Raw genomic sequence first — 17,727 nt, forward strand, 5'->3', positions numbered from 1 at the left:
GAACACCGTGTGCGCGGTACCGTGTCGCGCACAACAGGCCCGGCGCGCCGCACCGCGCGGGGCCGGGACCGGGAGCGCCACAGCACATGACCGCGATTTCCCGGGGGGACACCCCCGGACCCTCCGAGCAGCAGCGACTGACCCACATCGACGAGGCGGGCGCGGCGCGCATGGTCGACGTCTCCGCGAAGGACGTCACCGCCCGCACCGCGCGGGCCAGCGGCCGCGTCCTGGTATCGCCCCGCGTGATCGAGCTTTTGCGGGGCGAGGGAGTGCCCAAGGGCGACGCCCTCGCCACCGCCCGGATCGCGGGCATCATGGGCGCCAAGCGCACCCCCGACCTCATCCCGCTCTGCCACCCGCTGGCCGTCTCCGGGGTGAAGCTCGACCTCTCCGTGGCGGACGACGCCGTCGAGATCCTCGCCACGGTGAGGACGACGGACCGTACGGGAGTCGAGATGGAGGCCCTCACCGCGGTGAGCGTCGCGGCCCTCACCGTGGTCGACATGGTCAAGGCCGTGGACAAGGGCGCCGTCATCACGGACGTGCGCGTGGAGGAGAAGACCGGCGGCAAGTCCGGGGACTGGAGCCGTGCGGGAGCGGGCGCATGAGCGACGGACAGGCACAGACGCCCTACCGGGCACTGGTCGTCACGGCCTCCAACCGCGCCGCCGCCGGCGTCTACGCCGACCGGGGCGGCCCGCTCCTCGTCGAGGGCCTGACCGCGCTCGGCTTCTCGGTCGAGGGCCCCCGGGTCGTGCCCGACGGCGACCCGGTCGAGCAGGCGCTGCGCGCGGGAGTCGCGGCCGGCCACGACGTCATCCTCACCACCGGCGGCACCGGCGTCTCGCCCACCGACCGCACCCCCGAGGCCACCCGCCGCGTCATCGACCACGAGGTGCCGGGCATCCCGGAGGCGATCCGCGCGTACGGCAGGGACAAGGTCCCGACGGCGGTGCTCTCCCGGGGCCTCGCCGGGGTCGCGGGCCGCACGCTCATCGTGAATCTGCCGGGTTCCACGGGCGGGGTGCGCGACGGCCTCGCCGTCCTGGAGCCGCTGCTTCGGCACGCCGTCGACCAGTTGCGCGGCGGCGACCATCCCGGTCCCGCTGGGGGTGCGAGCTGAACAGCCCTTCCTGGCCCGTCGAGCTGACGGACAAAGACATCACGCTCCGTCCGATAAAGATGCGCGACCAGCGCGCCTGGCGCGAGGTCAACCGGCGCAACCGCGACTGGCTGCGCCCCTGGGAGGCGACCATCCCGCCGCCCACGGCCGGCGGTCCGCTCGTGCACCGCCCCACCTACCGCCAGATGGTCCGCCACCTGCGCGCCGAGGCGAGCGCCGGCCGGATGCTGCCGTTCGTCATCGAGTACCAGGGCCGCCTCGTGGGGCAGCTGACGGTCGCGGGCATCACCTGGGGCTCGATGTGCTCGGGCCATGTCGGCTACTGGGTCGACGAGTCCGTGGCCGGCCGCGGGGTCATGCCGACCGCCGTCGCCCTCGCCGTGGACCACTGCTTCCGCTCGGTCGGGCTGCACCGCATCGAGGTCTGCATTCGCCCCGAGAACACGCCGAGCCGGCGGGTCGTGGAGAAACTCGGTTTCCGCGACGAGGGGCTGCGGCCGCGCTATCTCCACATCGACGGGGCCTGGCGCGATCATCTCGTCTTCGCGCTCACCGCCGAGGAGGTGCCGGAAGGCCTGCTGTACCGCTGGCACCAGGCGCGCCCTCGGAACACGGCCTAGCCGAGTCCCTCGGGGAGCCGCCAGGGTAGCCGTCAACGACACAAATGAAATACATGTTCGAAATTGACCGGTGCGGTCATTAATTTTCGTGTGCCGGACTGCCTGTTGATCGCATCAATCACAAAAAAAGTTCGAGATATCAGCCAGATCGTGCGACACACCGGCGCAATTGGCAGATGGCCTCAACGAAACCCCTCTACCGTGTGAGCGTGAGCAGCAGCGGCCTCATCTACGCAGTCATCGTCGGGGCCTGGGCCGCCTACTTGGTGCCGATGTGGCTCCGTAGGCAGGACGAGCTGAACGAAGCCCGTCCGACGGAACGCTTCAGCACCGCCATCCGGCTGCTGTCCGGACGGGCGGCCATGGAGCGCCGATACGCCAAGGACCTGCAAGCCCGCTCGCCCGAAGAAGGGGAGACGCGCGGCGACCCGGACCTCGTCACCGGCTCGGTGGACGTCCGGGCCTTCGCCGCGCCTCCGGAGGGCCGGGCCGAGCCCGAGGCGGACCGGGTGGAGCCTCCCGCGGCACGGGCCGAGCCCCCCGCCCGGCAGCAGGCGCGCCCGGAAACCGACTCCGAGCCCGAGACCGAGCCCGGGCAGCCCCCGCGCACCCGCTCGTCGCCCGCCCGGCGCGCCGCCGCCGCGGATGCCGCCGCGCGCGCCCGGCGCTCCAAGGTGCTCGCGCGCCGCCGGCGTACGACGGTGCTCCTCTTCCTCGCCTTCACGGCCGGCGCGATCGTCGCCGCGGTCGGCGGCCTCGCGTTCCTGTGGGCGCCCGCGGCGCCGGCGGTGCTGCTGAGCGCGTACATCGTCTACCTGCGGGGCCAGGAGCGGCGCCGCTTCACGTACACGATGGACCGGCGGCGGGCCGAGGCGGCGGCGCAGCGGCTGCGCGAGCGCCAGCCCCGGCGCGGGGCCGCGAGCGCGGAGCCCGTCATGGCCGAGACGGCGGACGGACAGGACCCGGGGACGGAGACCGGTCTGTCCGCGCTGGCCGCCGACCGCCGCGCCCTCGTCGAGCAGACCGACCACGCGGAGTGGGTCGACCAGCAGCGCGAGCGGCAGCGCGGGCCCGGCCGCGGCGACAGCTGGGACCCGGTCCCGGTGCCGCTGCCGACGTACGTGACCGCGCCGGTCGCCCCGCGCGCCTCCAGCGGCGTCGACCTCGGCGCCCCCGACGCGTGGAGCTCGGCACGCTCCAGCACGGCCGAGCCGGCCGCCGACGAGCCGAGGCGGCCCGCCGGGGCCGCGGCCACCGGAGCCGCCGCCGAGACCGACGGCGTCGAGGGTGCGGAGACCGGCGGCGGGCGCAGCGACAAGCGCCGGGCCGCGTCCGCGCGACGGGCCCGCGAGCGGGGCCGTACGCCGCTGTTCGACCAGTACGAGGACGGCGACCGGCCCCGTGCCGCCAACGAGTGAGACACCGTGACGTCCGCCCGGGCTGACCAGCCAGGACCGGATTTCCGAGCACCCCGATCGGGATGCTAGAGTTTCACTCGTTGCAAGGGCCTGTGGCGCAGTCTGGTAGCGCACCTCGTTCGCATCGAGGGGGTCTGGGGTTCAAATCCCCACAGGTCCACTGCACATGAGATCCCGTCCAGTTCATCGAACTGGACGGGATCTTTGCGTTGCCCCGAGGTCTAGAGCGCCTTCACGTAGCAGCGGCTCAAGTCGTCGAAGCGGTAGTGGCCGAACTTGGTGGGGGCCGGGGTGTAGCCGCTGGAGGTGTAGAGCGCTATCGCCTCCGGCTGCTTCGTGCCGGTCTCCAGGACCATGCGGGTGCGGCCCGCCGCCCTCGCGTCGTTCTCCAGGGCCGCCAGGATGCGGCGGGCCAGGCCGAGGCCGCGTGCCTGGGGTGTGACGTACATCCTCTTCAGCTCGGCGTCGCCGACGTCGTAGCCCTCGCCGGTCGCGTCCATCGCGCGCCAGCCGCCGGTGGCCAGCGGGGTGCCCCCGTCGTCGTACGCGATGAGGTACAGGCCGCGGGGCGGCTCGAACATCGTCGGGTCGAGGTGGGTGACGTCGCCGCCGTCGCCGTACCGCTGGGCGTATTCGAGCTGGACGCGGTCGTTCAGCTCGATCGCGTGGGGGTGCGCGAACGTGACCGCGCGCAGGTGGACGGCGGAGGCGGCCGGGGCCGCGTTCTGGATAGTCATTCGAGGCATCGTACTTCTATGCGGTGGCGGATGGGCAGTGAGTGGGCCGGGGGTGGTTTCCGCTCCAGTGTGCCCGGGGGTGCAGGGGGTGCGGGAGGGCCGCCGTACGGGCGAAGTTCCCGTGCGTTCGGGTTGGTCACCGGTGGCAGGGCGGTGCGCGGGGGCCGGGCGGAGAACCCTTGTGGTTGTTCGGACACACCTCACGAAGGAGAAACCCATGCGTATCCGCACCGTGTTTGCCGCCCTCGCCCTGGCCGCCGCGGCCACCCTGGCCGGCGCCACCGCCGCGTCCGCGAACGATGGCTGGGACCAGGAAGTGGGCGACACGGTCGTGATCACCTCGATCCACTTCGGTGACATGAACAGCTGACGCCGGACCGCGGTGCTCTCGGCGCCCGGGGGTGAGGCCAAGGCCGTCACCCCCGGGCGCCGAACACTTCTCCGAGCCGGGCGCCCGCCGTGTGGGAGCCTGTTCCCTGGCCCGCGGAGGAAGCGGCCAAGGAAGAGTGGGCGAGTGTTGTGCTGACAGTGACCTCAGTGAATGTGAACGGGCTGCGGGCCGCCGCCAAGAAGGGCTTCGTGGAGTGGCTCGGCGGGACCACGGCCGACGTGCTGTGCCTGCAGGAGGTGCGCGCCGAGCCGCAGCAGCTGCCGGACGAGGTCCGCGCGCCCGAGGGGTGGCACGTCGTGCACGCGCCCGCGGCCGCCAAGGGGCGCGCCGGTGTCTCCCTCTACACGCGCCGCGAGCCGGACCGGGTGCGGGTCGGCTTCGGGTCGGCGGAGTTCGACGGCGCCGGGCGGTACGTGGAGGCCGATCTGCCGGGTGTCACGGTCGCCAGCCTGTATCTGCCCTCGGGTGAGGTCGGCACCGAGCGGCAGGACGAGAAGACGCGGTTCATGGCGGAGTTCCGGGTGTACCTGAGGGGGCTCAGGGAGCGGGCCGCCGCCGAGGGGCGGCACGTCCTCGTGTGCGGCGACTGGAACATCGCCCACCAGGAGGCCGACCTCAAGAACTGGAAGGGCAACAAGAAGAACTCCGGCTTCCTGCCCGAGGAGCGCGCCTGGATGAGCGACGTCTTCGAGGAGTACGCGGACGTCGTGCGGGCCCAGCACCCCGGTGTGGAGGGGCCCTACTCGTGGTGGTCCTACCGCGGGCGCGCCTTCGACAACGACACCGGCTGGCGCATCGACTACCACGTCGCGACGCCCGGCCTCGCCGAGCGCGCCGTGAAGGCGTACGTGGAGCGGGCCGCGACCCACGGCGAGCGCTGGAGCGACCACGCGCCCGTCACGGTGGTCTACGACCTCTAGCCGGTCGGGTCCGCGCGCCTTCCCCCTTCGCGGTCCTGCCCCTGCCTCCCCCACCCCGAAGCCGCCACGCGAGTGGTCCGGCCCCGGACACGGGGACAAAGTCCGGCGGAACGCTGTCGCCGACCCGGCCGGCATGGCAGATTGCGGTCCCGAGTGCGACCAACTGCCGCTGTGACGGGGGGACTTCGTGGCCGTTCTGCCTTCGAGACGTGCCGTGGTGCTGGGCGCCGCGGGTGCCGGGGCCGCGGCGGTGCTGCCCGCCGCCGGGGCGCATGGGGCGGGCGGCCGGACGCCGCACGTGCTGGTGACCGAGCAGGCGAGCAGGCGGCTGCTCGTCCTCGACGCCCGGCGGCGCGTGTGGGATCCCGCCGCCGACCCGTCCGTCGTGCGCTGGCAGTTCTCGCCGCTGGGCGACCCGCGCTACCGGGACCTGGGTCCGCACGACAGCTGGGTGTACCCGAGCGAGGCGAAGGTGCGGCTGCACCGCAAGCGGCGGTACGTCCTGACGACGGCGTCGTTCGGTTTCGTGGCCGTCGTGGAGCACCCGACGGGACGGCGGTACTGGGGCGCGGCGCTCGGACCCGGTGACGACCTGCTCAACCCGCACAGCGCCGAGATCCTGCCCGACGGCAACGTGGCGGTCGCGTGCAGCACGGGCGCCTGCGTACGGCTGTACGCGGCCTCGCAGGGCCCGCGCACCACGTGGCACACCCAGGAGCCGCTCAAGGGCGCGCACGGGCTGCACTGGGACGGCGCGCGCCGGCTGCTGTGGGCGCTCGGCGACGACGAGCTGGTGGCGTACGAGGTGGGCGGCACGGCCGCGCGGCCCGCGCTGCGCCGTACGTACGGCATCACCCTGCCCGTGGGCACGCCCGGCAGGACGCCCGGCGGGCACGACCTCTTCCCGGTGGCGGCGCGGCCGGGGCGGCTGTGGGTGACGACCAACGCGGCCGTCCTCCAGTACGAGATCGACACCGGCGTCTTCGTGCGGGACTACGCGGGGGCCGGGGAGATCTCCCGGAAGTCCGTGAAGGCCGTCGGGGACGACCCGCGCACCGGGCGGGTGGTGGCCACCGTGCCGGAGAGCGGCCTGGGGGAGACCTGGTGGACCACGACGGTCTCCCTCCACCGGCCGGAGGGCGGCCACCGGCTGGTCGGCGGCGGGATCTACAAGGCCCGCTGGTGGCTGCCGCGCTGAACCGGGCCCGCCGCCTCAGGTCGGTTTGACGCGGCGGTCCAGGGCCATCGAGAGCTCCGCCTCCACCACGCTCTTGGCCACCGGGCGGAGCAGCTCGATGTCCGTCTCCGCGGCGCCCGGGGTGTGCGTGCGGATGACCGTGATGAACAACTCCGCGAGCGCGTCGGCGTGTTCGCGCACCCGCCGGCCCGCCTCCAGGACCGCCGCGAGGGGAACCCCCTTGCGCACGAGGGTGGACGAGGCGTCGAGCAGGCGGCGGCTGATGTGCACGAGGTCGTCGCCGTCGGTGCCGAGATAGCCGAGCTCCAGCGCGGCGACGAGGTTCTCCGGGGTGACCTCGCCCGCGAAGTGGTCGGCCAGCTCCTCGGGGGTGAGGCGGACCGGCTGCTCCTCGGTGGGGCCGCCGAGGCCGAGGAGTTCGCCGACGTCGCGGCCCTTGTCGAAGGCGTCGGAGAGTTCGGCGATGCCGTTGAGGGTGTGGCCGCGCTCCAGGAGGGCGGCGATGGTGCGCAGGCGGGCCAGGTGGTGCTCGTCGTACCAGGCGATGCGGCCCTCGCGGCGCGGTGGCGGGATCAGGCCGCGCTCGCGGTAGAAGCGGACGGTGCGCACGGTGATGCCCGCCGCCTCGGCCAGCTCCGCCATGCGGTACTCGCGGACGCCGCCTTCGCCTTCCCGTTGGTCTGCCACGGGGGAAGCCTATGTCGTACCGCCGGTAACTTTCCCCGGCCGACCCCTACCCATGAGTACGTACGGTGTTCTACTCTCCCCATTGCGCCAGTGGTTACTGGCAGAGTCGTGTACTTCGGGAGGCGGCGGCATGGCCGAGCGCGAGCGTGGCCCTGAGCAGGGGCGCGAGCACGAGCACGTACGGGTGGCGGTGATCGGTTCCGGGTTCGGCGGCCTCGGCGCGGCCGTGCGGCTGCGGCGCGAGGGGATCACCGACTTCGTCGTCCTGGAACGGGCCGGCGCGGTGGGCGGCACCTGGCGGGACAACAGCTACCCGGGCTGCGCCTGCGACGTGCCCTCGCACCTGTACTCGTTCTCCTTCGCGCCCCACCCCGACTGGCCGCGCACCTTCTCCGGGCAGGAGCACATCCAGGAGTACCTGGAGCGCGTCACCGACACCTTCGGGCTGCGCCCGCACATCCGCCTCGACACCGAGGTCGAGCTGATGCGGTGGGACGCCGGGCAGCTGCGCTGGGAGATCGAGACCAGCGGGGGCACCCTCACCGCCGACGTCGTCGTCTCGGCCACCGGGCCGCTCTCCGACCCCAAGACGCCGGACATCCCGGGCCTGGCCGCCTTCCCCGGCAAGGTCTTCCACTCCGCCCGCTGGGACCACGGCTACGACCTGCGCGGCAAGCGCGTCGCGATGATCGGCACCGGCGCCTCCGCCATCCAGATCGTCCCCGAGATCCAACCGGCGGTCGGCAGGCTCACCCTCTTCCAGCGCACGCCCCCCTGGGTGATGCCCCGCGCGGACCGCGCCATCAGCGGCGCCGAGCGCTGGCTGCACCGGCAGCTGCCGTTCACCACGCAGGCCCGGCGCGGCCTCCTGTGGGGCATCCGCGAGTTGCAGGTCCAGGCGTTCACCAAGCGGCCGAACGAACTGGGCATCGTGGAGCGGCTCGCCAAGCGGAACATGTACCGGGCGATCAAGGACCCGGCGCTGCGGGCCAAGCTGACGCCCGACTACCGCATCGGCTGCAAGCGCATCCTGCTCTCCAACACCTACTATCCGGCGCTCGCGCGACCCAACGTCGACGTCGTCGCCAGTGGTCTGAGCGAGGTGCGCGGCAGCACCCTGGTCGCCGCCGACGGCACCGAGACCGAGGTCGACGCGATCATCTTCGGCACCGGCTTCCACGTGACGGACATGCCGATCGCCGAGCGCGTCGTCGGCGCCGAGGGGCAGACCCTCATGGAGAGCTGGAAGGGCGGCATGAACGCGCTGCGCGGCGCGACCGCGGCCGGCTTCCCCAACTGGATGACGATCATCGGCCCCAACACCGGCCTCGGCAACTCCTCCATGATCCTCATGATCGAGTCGCAGCTGAACTACCTGGCCGACTACCTGCGCCAACTCGACGTCCTCGGAGGCCGCGCCGCGCTCGCCGCCCGCCCCGAGGCGGTGAGCGCCTGGAACCGGCGGGTGCAGGAGCGGATGAAGCGCACCGTGTGGAACACCGGCGGCTGCACGAGCTGGTACCTGGACGCGAACGGCGTCAACACCACCGTCTGGCCCGGCACCACCACCGAGTTCAGGTCGGCGACCCGTCGGGTCGACCTCGACGAGTACGAGGTCCTCAGGGCCCCGGATGCAGCGCCTCACATGCAGGAGAAACCCCGTACGACGGGGGAGACGTCCGGTGCGGCGAAGGCGGAGGCCGGGGCATGAGCCGGCTGACCCGCGCGGCGAGCGGGCCCTACGCGCCGCCGCCCCCGGCCCGCGAGCTGACCGCCGTCTCCGCCGACGGGGCCCCGATCCACGTCGAGACGCACGGGCCGCAGGGCGCGCCCGCCGTGGTGCTCGCGCACGGCTGGACGTGCTCGACGGCCTTCTGGGCCGCGCAGATACGTTCCCTCAGCGCCGACCACCAGGTCATCACGTACGACCAGCGGGGGCACGGGCGCAGTGGCGCGCCCGCTGAGCCCTCCGGGTACAGCACGCGGGCGCTCGCCGACGACCTCGAAGCGGTCCTCGCGGCGACCCTCGCGCCCGGCGAGCGGGCCGTGCTCGTCGGGCACTCCATGGGCGGCATGACGATCATGGCGGCGGGCGGGCGCGAGCTGGTGCGGGAGCACACGGCCGCGGTCCTGCTGTGCAGCACGGGCAGTTCGAGCCTGGTCGCCGAGTCGCTGGTGGTGCCGTTGCGGGCCGGGCGGGCGCGCACCCGGCTCACCCGGTCCGTGCTCGGCTCGCGGGCGCCGCTCGGGCCGGTCACGCCGCTGAGCAGGCGGCTCCTCAAGTACGGGACCATGGGCCCCGGTTCGGCACCGGACAAGGTCGACGTGTGCGCGCGGATCGTGCACGCCTGCCCCACCGCCGTGCGCCACGGGTGGTCCCATGTGCTGGCCACGCTCGAACTGGACGTGGAGGTCGCCGCGTTGCGGGCGCCCACCGCCGTCCTGGCCGGTCTGGCCGACCGGCTCACGCCCGTCGTGCACGCGCGGCGGATCGCGGCCGCGCTGCCCGTCTGCGTGGGCCTCACCGAACTGGCCGGGGTCGGCCACATGACGCCCATAGAGGCGCCGGACGCCGTCACCGGGCGCATAAGGGAACTCGTCGGCACGTACGTACAGGTCAAGGAGGGCGCATGAGCAAGGTCAGCCTGGAGGGTCAGGTCGCCGTCGTCACGGGCGCCGCGCGCGGAGTGGGCGAGCTGCTCGCGCGCAAGCTGTCGGCGCGCGGGGCGAAGGTCGCGCTCGTGGGCCTGGAGCCGGACGAGCTGAAGCAGGTCGCGGCGCGGCTGCACACCGAGGCCGCGTACTGGCACGCCGACGTCACCGACCACGGGGCGATGGCGCGGGTCGCGCGGGAGGTCAAGGAGCACTTCGGGAAGGTCGACATCGTCGTCGCCAACGCGGGCGTGGCCGGCGGCGGGCCGTTCGTGGAGTCCGACCCCGACGCGTGGCGCCGCGTCATCGAGGTCAACCTCATCGGCAGCGCGGTGACCGGGCGCGCCTTCCTGCCCGTCCTCATGGAGAGCCGCGGCTATCTGCTCCAGATCGCCTCGTTCGCCGCGATCGCGCCGGCGCCGATGATGACGGCGTACTGCGCGTCGAAGTCGGGCGTCGAGGCGTACGCGCACGCGCTGCGGGCGGAGGTCGGCCACAAGGGCGTCAAGGTCGGCGTCGGCTACCTGTCCTGGACGGACACCGACATGGTGCGGGGCGCGGACCAGGACGACGTGATGCGGGAGCTGCGCCAGCGCCTGCCGTGGCCGTCCAACAAGACGTACCCGCTGGGCCCCGCCGTGGACCGCCTGGTCGCCGGGATCGAGCGGCGCTCGGGCCATGTGTACGCGCAGTGGTGGCTGCGGGGCATGCAGGGCATCCGCGGCTATCTGCCGGGCCTGATCGGCACGGTGGGCCAGCGCGAGATGCGCCGCTTCGAACCCCGCCTCGGCGACGTGCCGACCGGCCTCGTCGGCGCGGGCGGCTCGGCGGACGAGCGGGCGCGGGCACAAGCGGGGGCCTGACCCCGGGCGCCCGAACCCCGGCGGGTGGGCCCGCGCGTCGGCGAAGCGCGAGAGAGGCCCGCCCGGCGTCCCGGGGGGCCTCTCGTCTCACGCGCGGGGTGGCGTCAGATGTCCTGGTCGAACGTGTCCTGACGCTCACGCGCGGCGTTCCGGGCCCGCTCCTGGGCCTGCGAGGACCGCTCGGACGCCTCGTCGCGGGTCTGCGTGCCGCGCTCGCGCATGTCGTCGCGGGCCTGCGAGGCGCGCTCGCGTGCCTGGCTCTTGTCGCCCTTGGCGCTCTTGGCCTTGTCGGCGAGGTCCTGAGCCTTGTCCTGGAACTGGTCCTTGATGCCCATGCGATTCACTCCCGTTGTGGGTGAGGGGGTTGGGGCCTCGACCAGATTTACACGGGTGGACACTCCGCGCATTTCGATCAAGTACGCAGCGTGACCGGCGGCTTGGCGCGCGGCGTCAGGAGCGGGGCGGCAGCGGCGGACGACGGCGGTCCGGGACGTCCGAGTAGCCCGGCGGCACCGCCGCCGGCTCGCGCTCCAGGAGCTCAAGCGCCACCCTGACCGCGTCGTCGAGCTGCGCGTGCCGCCCCTCCGCCCAGTCCAGCGGCGTGCGCAGCGCCTCGATGTCCGGCGGCACGCCGTGGTTCTCCACCGACCAGCCGTACGCGTCGAACCAGCCCGCGTTCATCGGCACCGTGATCACCGTGCCGTCGCCGAGCCGGTGCCGCCCGGTCATGCCGACCACGCCGCCCCAGGTGCGCTGGCCGACGACCGGGCCGAGGCCGAGCAGCTTGAAGGCCGCCGTGATCATGTCGCCGTCCGAGGAGGTCGCCTCGTCGGCCAGCGCCACCACGGGGCCGCGCGGCGCGTTCGAGGCGTAGGAGACGGGCTGGGCGTTGCGGGTGATGTCCCAGCCGAGGATCTTGCGGGTGAGCTTCTCCACGACCAGTTCGCTGATGTGCCCGCCCGCGTTGCCGCGCACGTCCACGATCAGCGCGGGCCGGGACACCTCAAGGCGCAGGTCCCGGTTGAACTGCGCCCATCCGGAGCCGCCCATGTCGGGGATGTGCAGATAGCCGCACTTGCCGCCGCTCAGCTCCCGCACCACCTCCCGGCGTTTGGCCACCCAGTCCTGGTAACGCAGCGGGCGTTCGTTGACGAGGGGGACGATCGCGACCCGCCGGGCGCGGCCGCCGCCCTCCGCCGGGCGGAACGTCAGCTCGACGGTCGTGCCGCCCGCCGCCGCGAGCAGGGGGTAGGGCCCGGTCACCGGGTCGACGGGGCGGCCGTCGACGTGCGTGAGGATCGCGCCCTCGCGGATGCCCGATCCGGCCAGCGGCGAGCGCGCCTTGGAGTCCGAGGAGTCGCCGGGCAGGATCCGCTTGACCAGCCAGCCGCCGTCCCGGCGGACGAGGTTCGCGCCGAGCAGGCCCATCGCGCGCTGGTAGTGCGGCGGGCCCTCGTTGCGGCGGGCGGGGGAGACGTAGGCGTGGGAGGTGCCCAGCTCGCCGAGGACCTCCCGCAGCAGGTCCGCGAACTCGTCGGGGGACGCGACGCGTTCCACCAGCGGGCGGTACTGCGCGAGCACCCCGTCCCAGTCGATGCCGCACATATGGGGGTCCCAGAAGTACGCGCGGATGATGCGGCCCGCCTCCTCGTAGGCCTGCCGCCACTCGGCGGCCGGGTCGACCTCGTGCAGGACGCGGCGCAGGTCGATCCAGACCGTCGTGTCGCCGTCGCCCTGCTCGGTGGCGGGTACGGCGGTCAGGTCGCCCTCGTCGACGACCACGAGCCGTGAGCCGTCGCCGCTGAGCGCGAACCAGTCCAGGTGGTCGACGAGTGGGGACTTCTTCGCCTTGGCGATGTCGAAGTGCTCCAGGGTGGGGCGGCCCGAGGTGTCGGCGGGGTTGGCGAAGGTCTCGCCGAGCGCGCCCGAGATCGGCCAGCGCAGCCAGACCAGGCCGCCGCCGCTGACGGGGTGCAGCGCCGAGTACTTGGACGCGGCGACGGGGAAGGGGGTCACCCGGGCGGCCAGCCCTTCCGTCTCCACCATGGTCGTGCCGTCGCCCTCGCTGTTGTCGGCCGGGTCGAGGCCGCCGGCCGCCGGGCGCCCGTCGGGCAGCAGCGCGAAGGGTGAGGGGGTCGCCGAGGAGAGCGGCACGAGGTAGGGGCGGCAGCCGAGGGGGAAGGACAGGTCGCCGGTGTGCACGTCGTAGACGGGGTCGAAGCCGCGCCAGGAGAGGAAGGCGAGGTAGCGGCCGTCGCGGGTGAAGACGGGGTTCTCGTCCTCGAAGCGGCCATTGGTGACGTCGACGATCGTGCGGGCTCCGGGGCCCGCGATCCGGGCCAGCTTGATCTGGCGCAGGGAGCGGCCGATGCCGGGGTGCGACCAGGTCAGCCAGGTCCCGTCCGGGGAGAACGCCAGATCGCGCACCGGCCCGTTGACGGACCGGATCAACTCGATGACCTCGACGGCGTCGCCCTGCCCGACGGCGGCGCCTGCCGGGGGCCGGTGGGCCGTTCGGGTCCCGGGGTTGCCGTCGTCCTCCCCCGCGTCTGCGGTCCCGCCGTCCGTGGCGGACGCCTCCGCGGCCTCCTCGGTCCCGAGGGGCTCACCATTCTCGCCTGCCTCCCTGCTCGCGGCGGCCGCCTCCGCCTCGCGGATCTCGCCCACCTCGCGGATCTGCCGGTTCAGGTCGGCGCTCACCTCGTCGGACAGGGCGATGAGCAGGAGGCGGCCGTCGTTCGAGGCGACGGCGAGGCGTTCGCCGTCCGGGTCGGACACCAGTTCCTGGACGCGGCCGAGCCCGCCGGTCACCAGCCTGCGCGGCGGCCGGTCGCCGCTGGCGCGCGGCAGGTAGGCGATCTCCACGGCGTCCTCGCCGTCGGCGTCGGTGACGTAGGCGACCTGGCCGCCGGTGCCGAGCATCTCGGGCAGCCGCACGCGCACGCCGGGGGTGTCGGTGATGGTGCGGGCGGGGCCGTCCCGGTGGGTCAGCCAGTACAGGCTGCCGCGTACGACGACGGCGCTGGCCCGGCCCGTGGTGTCCACGGAGATCGCGTCGAGGTGCTGCGCGGCCGGCACCTGGTAGATCCGCCGCCCCGGACGCGGCCCGCCGAGCCGTACGTCCAGGCGGCGCGGCGCGGAGTCGGCGGTGAGCGCCTCGACCAGCCAGATGTCGCCCGCGCACTGGTAGACGACCCGGGTGCCGTCGCTGGCGGCGTGCCGGGCGTAGAAGGCGTCGTGATCGGTGTGGCGCCGCAGGTCGGTGCCGTCCGGCAGGCAGGAGTAGAGGTTGCCGACGCCCTCGTGGTCGGAGAGGAACGCGATGCGCCCGGCCACGAACATGGGGGAGTCCAGGTGCCCGTCGAGGTGGCCGAGGATCTGCTCGCCGTGCATCCACAGGCGCCCGGTGGCCCCGCCCCGGTACCGCTTCCAGGCGGCCGGCTCGTGGGGCGGCTTGCCCGTCAGGAGCAGCGTCTTGCGGTCGCAGTCGTCGTCGGCGAGCGTGTCGGTGATCGCGATGTCGGCGACGGGACCCCAGGGCAGCTTGCCGCCGGGGGAGCCGTCGACGGGCACGCTGTAGGCCCAGCAGAAGTGCGAGAAGGGCTGGCCGTGCGAGGAGACGGCGAGGACGTCCCCGTCGGGGGACCAGCCGCAGACCCGGGTGTCGGTGCTGCCCCAGTAGGTCAGCCGGCGCGCGGGCCCGCCCGCCACCGGCGCCAGATGGATCTCCGGGTCGAGGCTGCGCCAGCTCGTGTACGCGATGTGGCGGCCGTCGGGCGAGAAGCGGGGGTGGCCCACCTTGGTGCGGTCGACGGTGAGCCGCCGGGCCCGGCCGTCGGGGGTGCCCGCCGGTGTGAGCGGGGCCACCCAGAGGTCGTCCTCGGCGGCGAAACAGAGGCGATCGCCGCTGAGGTGGGGAAATCGCAGGTAGGCGGGGTCCGCCTGGGCATCGTCGCGCTCGTCGGTCACCTCACCATGCTTTTCCGCCCGGCAGGCCCCGGCAACTCGTGGCGGGCCGCGTGACGCACACCACGAACGAAACGGTTTCGTTTCGTTAAGGGGTGGCCTACAGTCGAGGGGTACGAAACCGTTTCGTTCACGGAGTCGGGCGGCCTGCGCCGGGCCGCCGTCTCACCAGGAGGTGGGGACCATGGCCGAGCCGACGACCGCGCGGCGCAGCAGGATCACGCCCGAGCGCGAGGCCGAGCTGTACGAGGCCGTGCTCGACCTGCTCCGCGAGGTCGGCTACGACGCCCTCACCATGGACGCCGTGGCCACCCGTACGCGCTCCAGCAAGGCCACCCTCTACCGCCAGTGGGGGAGCAAGCCCGAGCTGGTCGCCAAGGCGCTGCGGCACAACAAGCCGGTCTCTCTGGCGGAGATCGACACCGGATCGCTGCGCGGCGACCTGTCCGAGATGGTGGCCCGCTCCGACGACTGCCAGATGGAGAAGGACGCCGCGCTGATGCGGGGCCTGTTCCACGCCGTCCACGACAACCCCGAACTCCACCGGGCGCTGCGGAACCTGCTCATCGAGCCGGAGCTGACGGGCCTGAACGATCTGCTGCGCAGAGCCGTGGAGCGCGGTGAGGTCGCCGCGGACAACCCGGCGCTGGAGTACACCGTCCACATGCTGGTCGGCGGTTTCGTCGCCCGGGACCTCATCGAGGACCGCCCGGTCGACCGCGCTTTCCTCGCCTCGTACGTGGACGCCGTGATCCTCCCCGCCCTCGGCGTCTGACCGCTCCACCCCCCGTCCCGGCGCGACCGCTGACGCCGCCGGGCCGATCCCCCTCGCCCTGCAGCCACCCCGGGCTGCGTGTCACCTCGACCTGACCGGGAGTACGCCCCCGTGGCCACGTTCCTCTACAAACTCGGCAAACTAGCCTTCCGAAAGCGGCACTTCGTCGCCCTGATCTGGGTGGCGCTCCTCTCGCTCGCCATGGTCGGCGCGGCATCGGCGCCCACCGCCTCCTCCAGCTCCTTCTCCATACCCGGCACGGAGGCCCAGAAGGCCTTCGACCTGCTGGAGAAGCGTGTCCCCGAGGCCAGCGCCGACGGCGCCAGCGCCCGCGTCGTCTTCAAGGCGCCGGCCGGCGAGAAGGTGACGGACCCGGCCAACAAGGCCGAGATCGTCAAGACCGTCGGCGCCCTGAAGTCCGGCTCGGACCAGGTGGCCCGCGCCGACGACCCGTTCCGCGCCAAGACCGTCAGCAAGGACGGCTCCACCGCGTACGCCTCGGTCTCGTACAAGGTCACCGCCATGGAGCTGACCGACGAGGACCGCGACGCGCTGGAGAAGACCACCGACAAGGCCCGCGCGTCCGGGCTCACCGTCGAGGTCGGCGGCGACGCGCTCCAGGCCATGCCGGAGACCGGGTCCACCGAGATCATCGGCATCGCGATCGCGGCGGTCGTCCTCGTCATCACCTTCGGCTCGCTGATCGCGGCCGGGCTCCCGCTGCTCACCGCCCTCATCGGCGTCGGCATCGGTGTCTCGTCCATCACCGCGCTGGCCGACGCCCTGGACCTCGGCACCACCACCTCGACGCTCGCCATGATGATCGGCCTCGCGGTCGGCATCGACTACGCGCTCTTCATCGTCTCGCGCTTCCGCGGCGAGCTGGCCGAGGGCCGCGACCGCGAGGAGGCGGCGGGCCGCGCGGTCGGCACCGCGGGCTCCGCGGTCGTCTTCGCCGGGCTCACCGTCGTCATCGCGCTGGTCGGCCTAGCCGTGGTGAACATCCCGATGCTCACCAAGATGGGCTTCGCCGCGGCCGGCACGGTCGTCATCGCCGTGCTCATCGCGCTGACCCTCATACCGGCGCTGCTCGGGTACGCGGGCCGGCTCGTCCTGCCGATGGGCGAGAAGAGCCGGCTGTTCGGCGGCGGCAAGAAGCCGGCCGGTGCCGACGCCGACGCCGAGCAGCCGGGTGCCGCCAAGCCGAACATGGGCACCCGCTGGGCCCGCTTCGTGGTGCGCCGCCCGATCGCGGTGCTGCTGGTCGGCATCGTCGGGCTCGGCGCCGCCGCCCTCCCCGTCTCGCAGCTGGAGCTGGGCCTGCCGGACGACGGCGCGCAGCCCACGTCCACGACCCAGCGCAAGGCCTACGACCTGGTCTCGGACGGTTTCGGGCCGGGCTTCAACGGCCCGCTGATGGTCGTCGGCGACCTCAAGGGCGCCGACGACCCGAAGGCGGCCGCCAAGGAGATCACCAGGACCATCTCGGGCCTCGACGACGTCCTGACGGTCGCCCCGCCGATGATCGACAAGGCGGGTGACACCGCGATCATCAGCGTCGTGCCGTCCTCCAAGCCCAGCGGCGTCGAGACCGAGGACCTGGTCCACTCGATCCGGGACACCGGCGCGAGGATCACCGGCGACACCGGCGCCGAGATCATGGTGACCGGCACCACCGCCATGAACATCGACGTCTCGCAGAAGCTCAACGACGCCCTGCTGCCCTATCTGGCGCTGGTCGTGGGCCTGGCCTTCCTGCTCCTGATCGTCGTCTTCCGCTCGGTCCTGGTCCCGCTCAAGGCGGCCCTCGGCTTCCTGCTCTCGGTCCTCGCGGCCCTCGGCGCCGTTGTCGCGGTCTTCCAGTGGGGCTGGCTCGGCTCGCTCTTCGGCGTGGAGCAGACCGGCCCGATCATGTCGATGATGCCGATCTTCATGGTGGGCGTGGTCTTCGGCCTCGCGATGGACTACGAGGTCTTCCTGGTCACGCGCATGCGGGAGGCGTACGTCCACGGGGAGCGGCCCGGCCAGGCGGTCGTGACCGGCTTCCGGCACGGGGCCCGGGTGGTCTCGGCGGCGGCCGTCATCATGATCGCGGTGTTCGCGGGCTTCATCGGCTCCAGCGAGCAGATGGTCAAGATGATCGGCTTCGGCCTCGCGATCGCGGTGTTCTTCGACGCGTTCGTGGTCCGCATGGCGCTGGTGCCCGCCGTCCTCGCGCTGCTCGGCGGGAAGGCGTGGTGGCTGCCCAAGTGGCTGGACCGCGCGCTGCCGAACGTCGACGTCGAGGGCGAGGGGCTGCGTACGGCGGCGGAGCGGGACGCCGATCCGGACGCGGACCGGGACCTGGTGCGGGTCTGACTCCGCCGGACGGGGC

General features: G+C 73.1%; 16 protein-coding genes and 1 tRNA gene. 13 read left to right on the forward strand and 4 right to left on the reverse strand.

The features are described 5' to 3' along the window. The first annotated feature begins 86 nt into the window (after nucleotides 1-86). The 5 genes from moaC (at nucleotide 87) to ACZ516_RS17375 (ending at nucleotide 3,324) form a co-directional block, all read left to right on the forward strand. Nucleotides 87-611: a cyclic pyranopterin monophosphate synthase MoaC gene (gene moaC / locus ACZ516_RS17355; protein ID WP_358583709.1), complete on the forward strand. Its 525-nt coding sequence runs from the start codon at nucleotides 87-89 to the stop codon at nucleotides 609-611. Next, entirely contained in the window at nucleotides 608-1,126 is a 519-nt protein-coding gene (locus tag ACZ516_RS17360) for a MogA/MoaB family molybdenum cofactor biosynthesis protein (RefSeq protein ID WP_358583707.1), read from the forward strand. The genes moaC and ACZ516_RS17360 overlap by 4 nt, the downstream gene beginning before the upstream one ends. Next, nucleotides 1,123-1,746, forward strand: coding sequence for a GNAT family N-acetyltransferase (locus tag ACZ516_RS17365; protein ID WP_358700118.1), 624 nt, complete (start codon nucleotides 1,123-1,125; stop codon nucleotides 1,744-1,746). The genes ACZ516_RS17360 and ACZ516_RS17365 overlap by 4 nt, the downstream gene beginning before the upstream one ends. Nucleotides 1,747-1,955: 209 nt before the next feature. After that, a complete protein-coding gene (sepX, locus tag ACZ516_RS17370; protein ID WP_469010890.1) occupies nucleotides 1,956-3,164 on the forward strand; it encodes a divisome protein SepX/GlpR in 1,209 nt (402 codons plus the stop codon). An 86-nt stretch (nucleotides 3,165-3,250) separates the two neighbouring features. After that, nucleotides 3,251-3,324 (forward strand) — tRNA-Ala (locus ACZ516_RS17375). 61 nt (nucleotides 3,325-3,385) lie between these two features. Here the strand turns inward: ACZ516_RS17375 and ACZ516_RS17380 are convergent. Continuing rightward, complete coding sequence (locus tag ACZ516_RS17380) at nucleotides 3,386-3,901, reverse strand: GNAT family N-acetyltransferase (protein ID WP_361077849.1); 516 nt, start codon at nucleotides 3,899-3,901, stop codon at nucleotides 3,386-3,388. Between the two features lie 217 nt (nucleotides 3,902-4,118). On the opposite strand from ACZ516_RS17380, the gene ACZ516_RS17385 reads away from it, so the two are divergent. The 3 genes from ACZ516_RS17385 (at nucleotide 4,119) to ACZ516_RS17395 (ending at nucleotide 6,410) form a co-directional block, all read left to right on the forward strand. Further along, nucleotides 4,119-4,271 carry a hypothetical protein gene (locus tag ACZ516_RS17385; RefSeq protein WP_358698986.1) on the forward strand — a complete coding sequence of 51 codons (153 nt, stop codon included), beginning with the start codon at nucleotides 4,119-4,121 and terminating at the stop codon, nucleotides 4,269-4,271. Nucleotides 4,272-4,420: 149 nt separating this feature from the next. Further along, nucleotides 4,421-5,212 (forward strand): exodeoxyribonuclease III, encoded by a 792-nt coding sequence (locus tag ACZ516_RS17390; RefSeq protein WP_469010892.1) that lies wholly within the window; start codon nucleotides 4,421-4,423, stop codon nucleotides 5,210-5,212. A 187-nt stretch (nucleotides 5,213-5,399) separates the two neighbouring features. After that, nucleotides 5,400-6,410, forward strand: coding sequence for a DUF6528 family protein (locus tag ACZ516_RS17395; protein WP_469010894.1), 1,011 nt, complete (start codon nucleotides 5,400-5,402; stop codon nucleotides 6,408-6,410). Between the two features lie 15 nt (nucleotides 6,411-6,425). Here ACZ516_RS17395 and ACZ516_RS17400 read toward each other — a convergent pair whose 3' ends face one another. After that, the gene (locus ACZ516_RS17400; RefSeq protein WP_358579675.1) at nucleotides 6,426-7,052 is read right to left on the reverse strand and encodes a MerR family transcriptional regulator; all 627 of its coding nucleotides are present in this window, start codon (nucleotides 7,050-7,052) and stop codon (nucleotides 6,426-6,428) included. Between the two features lie 175 nt (nucleotides 7,053-7,227). Here ACZ516_RS17400 and ACZ516_RS17405 point away from each other — a divergent pair, with 175 nt between their 5' ends. The 3 genes from ACZ516_RS17405 to ACZ516_RS17415 are packed head-to-tail and all read left to right on the forward strand — an operon-like array spanning nucleotide 7,228 to nucleotide 10,612. Beyond that, nucleotides 7,228-8,808 (forward strand): flavin-containing monooxygenase, encoded by a 1,581-nt coding sequence (locus ACZ516_RS17405; RefSeq protein WP_469010895.1) that lies wholly within the window; start codon nucleotides 7,228-7,230, stop codon nucleotides 8,806-8,808. Then, a complete protein-coding gene (locus tag ACZ516_RS17410; protein ID WP_358579657.1) occupies nucleotides 8,805-9,731 on the forward strand; it encodes an alpha/beta fold hydrolase in 927 nt (308 codons plus the stop codon). Before ACZ516_RS17405 ends, ACZ516_RS17410 begins: the two co-directional genes overlap by 4 nt. Beyond that, nucleotides 9,728-10,612 (forward strand): SDR family oxidoreductase, encoded by an 885-nt coding sequence (locus ACZ516_RS17415; protein ID WP_469010897.1) that lies wholly within the window; start codon nucleotides 9,728-9,730, stop codon nucleotides 10,610-10,612. The genes ACZ516_RS17410 and ACZ516_RS17415 overlap by 4 nt, the downstream gene beginning before the upstream one ends. Nucleotides 10,613-10,716: 104 nt before the next feature. Here the strand turns inward: ACZ516_RS17415 and ACZ516_RS17420 are convergent, their stop codons facing one another. Further along, complete coding sequence (locus ACZ516_RS17420; RefSeq protein WP_358579652.1) at nucleotides 10,717-10,947, reverse strand: hypothetical protein; 231 nt, start codon at nucleotides 10,945-10,947, stop codon at nucleotides 10,717-10,719. A gap of 115 nt (nucleotides 10,948-11,062) precedes the next feature. Next, nucleotides 11,063-14,581, reverse strand: a complete 3,519-nt coding sequence (locus ACZ516_RS17425) for a S41 family peptidase (protein ID WP_469010899.1) — start codon at nucleotides 14,579-14,581, stop codon at nucleotides 11,063-11,065. Nucleotides 14,582-14,762: 181 nt separating this feature from the next. On the opposite strand from ACZ516_RS17425, the gene ACZ516_RS17430 reads away from it, so the two are divergent. Together ACZ516_RS17430 and ACZ516_RS17435 are read left to right on the forward strand one after the other, a co-directional pair. After that, on the forward strand, nucleotides 14,763-15,353 hold the full coding sequence (locus ACZ516_RS17430) for a TetR/AcrR family transcriptional regulator (RefSeq protein ID WP_469010900.1): 591 nt from the start codon (nucleotides 14,763-14,765) through the stop codon (nucleotides 15,351-15,353). 111 nt (nucleotides 15,354-15,464) lie between these two features. Continuing rightward, nucleotides 15,465-17,711 carry an MMPL family transporter gene (locus ACZ516_RS17435; protein WP_361077829.1) on the forward strand — a complete coding sequence of 749 codons (2,247 nt, stop codon included), beginning with the start codon at nucleotides 15,465-15,467 and terminating at the stop codon, nucleotides 17,709-17,711. The last annotated feature ends 16 nt before the right edge of the window (nucleotides 17,712-17,727 follow it).

Source organism: Streptomyces sp. NPDC034037, assembly GCF_055575715.1.

Coding starts and splice junctions, on each gene's coding strand:
- ACZ516_RS17420 (WP_358579652.1), bottom strand. CDS start 10,947: ATGGGCATCAAGGACCAGTTCCAGGACAAGGCTCAGGACCTCGCCGAC.
- ACZ516_RS17380 (WP_361077849.1), bottom strand. CDS start 3,901: ATGACTATCCAGAACGCGGCCCCGGCCGCCTCCGCCGTCCACCTGCGC.
- moaC (WP_358583709.1), top strand. CDS start 87: ATGACCGCGATTTCCCGGGGGGACACCCCCGGACCCTCCGAGCAGCAG.
- ACZ516_RS17400 (WP_358579675.1), bottom strand. CDS start 7,052: ATGGCGGAGCTGGCCGAGGCGGCGGGCATCACCGTGCGCACCGTCCGC.
- ACZ516_RS17385 (WP_358698986.1), top strand. CDS start 4,119: ATGCGTATCCGCACCGTGTTTGCCGCCCTCGCCCTGGCCGCCGCGGCC.
- ACZ516_RS17415 (WP_469010897.1), top strand. CDS start 9,728: ATGAGCAAGGTCAGCCTGGAGGGTCAGGTCGCCGTCGTCACGGGCGCC.
- ACZ516_RS17410 (WP_358579657.1), top strand. CDS start 8,805: ATGAGCCGGCTGACCCGCGCGGCGAGCGGGCCCTACGCGCCGCCGCCC.
- ACZ516_RS17360 (WP_358583707.1), top strand. CDS start 608: ATGAGCGACGGACAGGCACAGACGCCCTACCGGGCACTGGTCGTCACG.
- ACZ516_RS17405 (WP_469010895.1), top strand. CDS start 7,228: ATGGCCGAGCGCGAGCGTGGCCCTGAGCAGGGGCGCGAGCACGAGCAC.
- ACZ516_RS17430 (WP_469010900.1), top strand. CDS start 14,763: ATGGCCGAGCCGACGACCGCGCGGCGCAGCAGGATCACGCCCGAGCGC.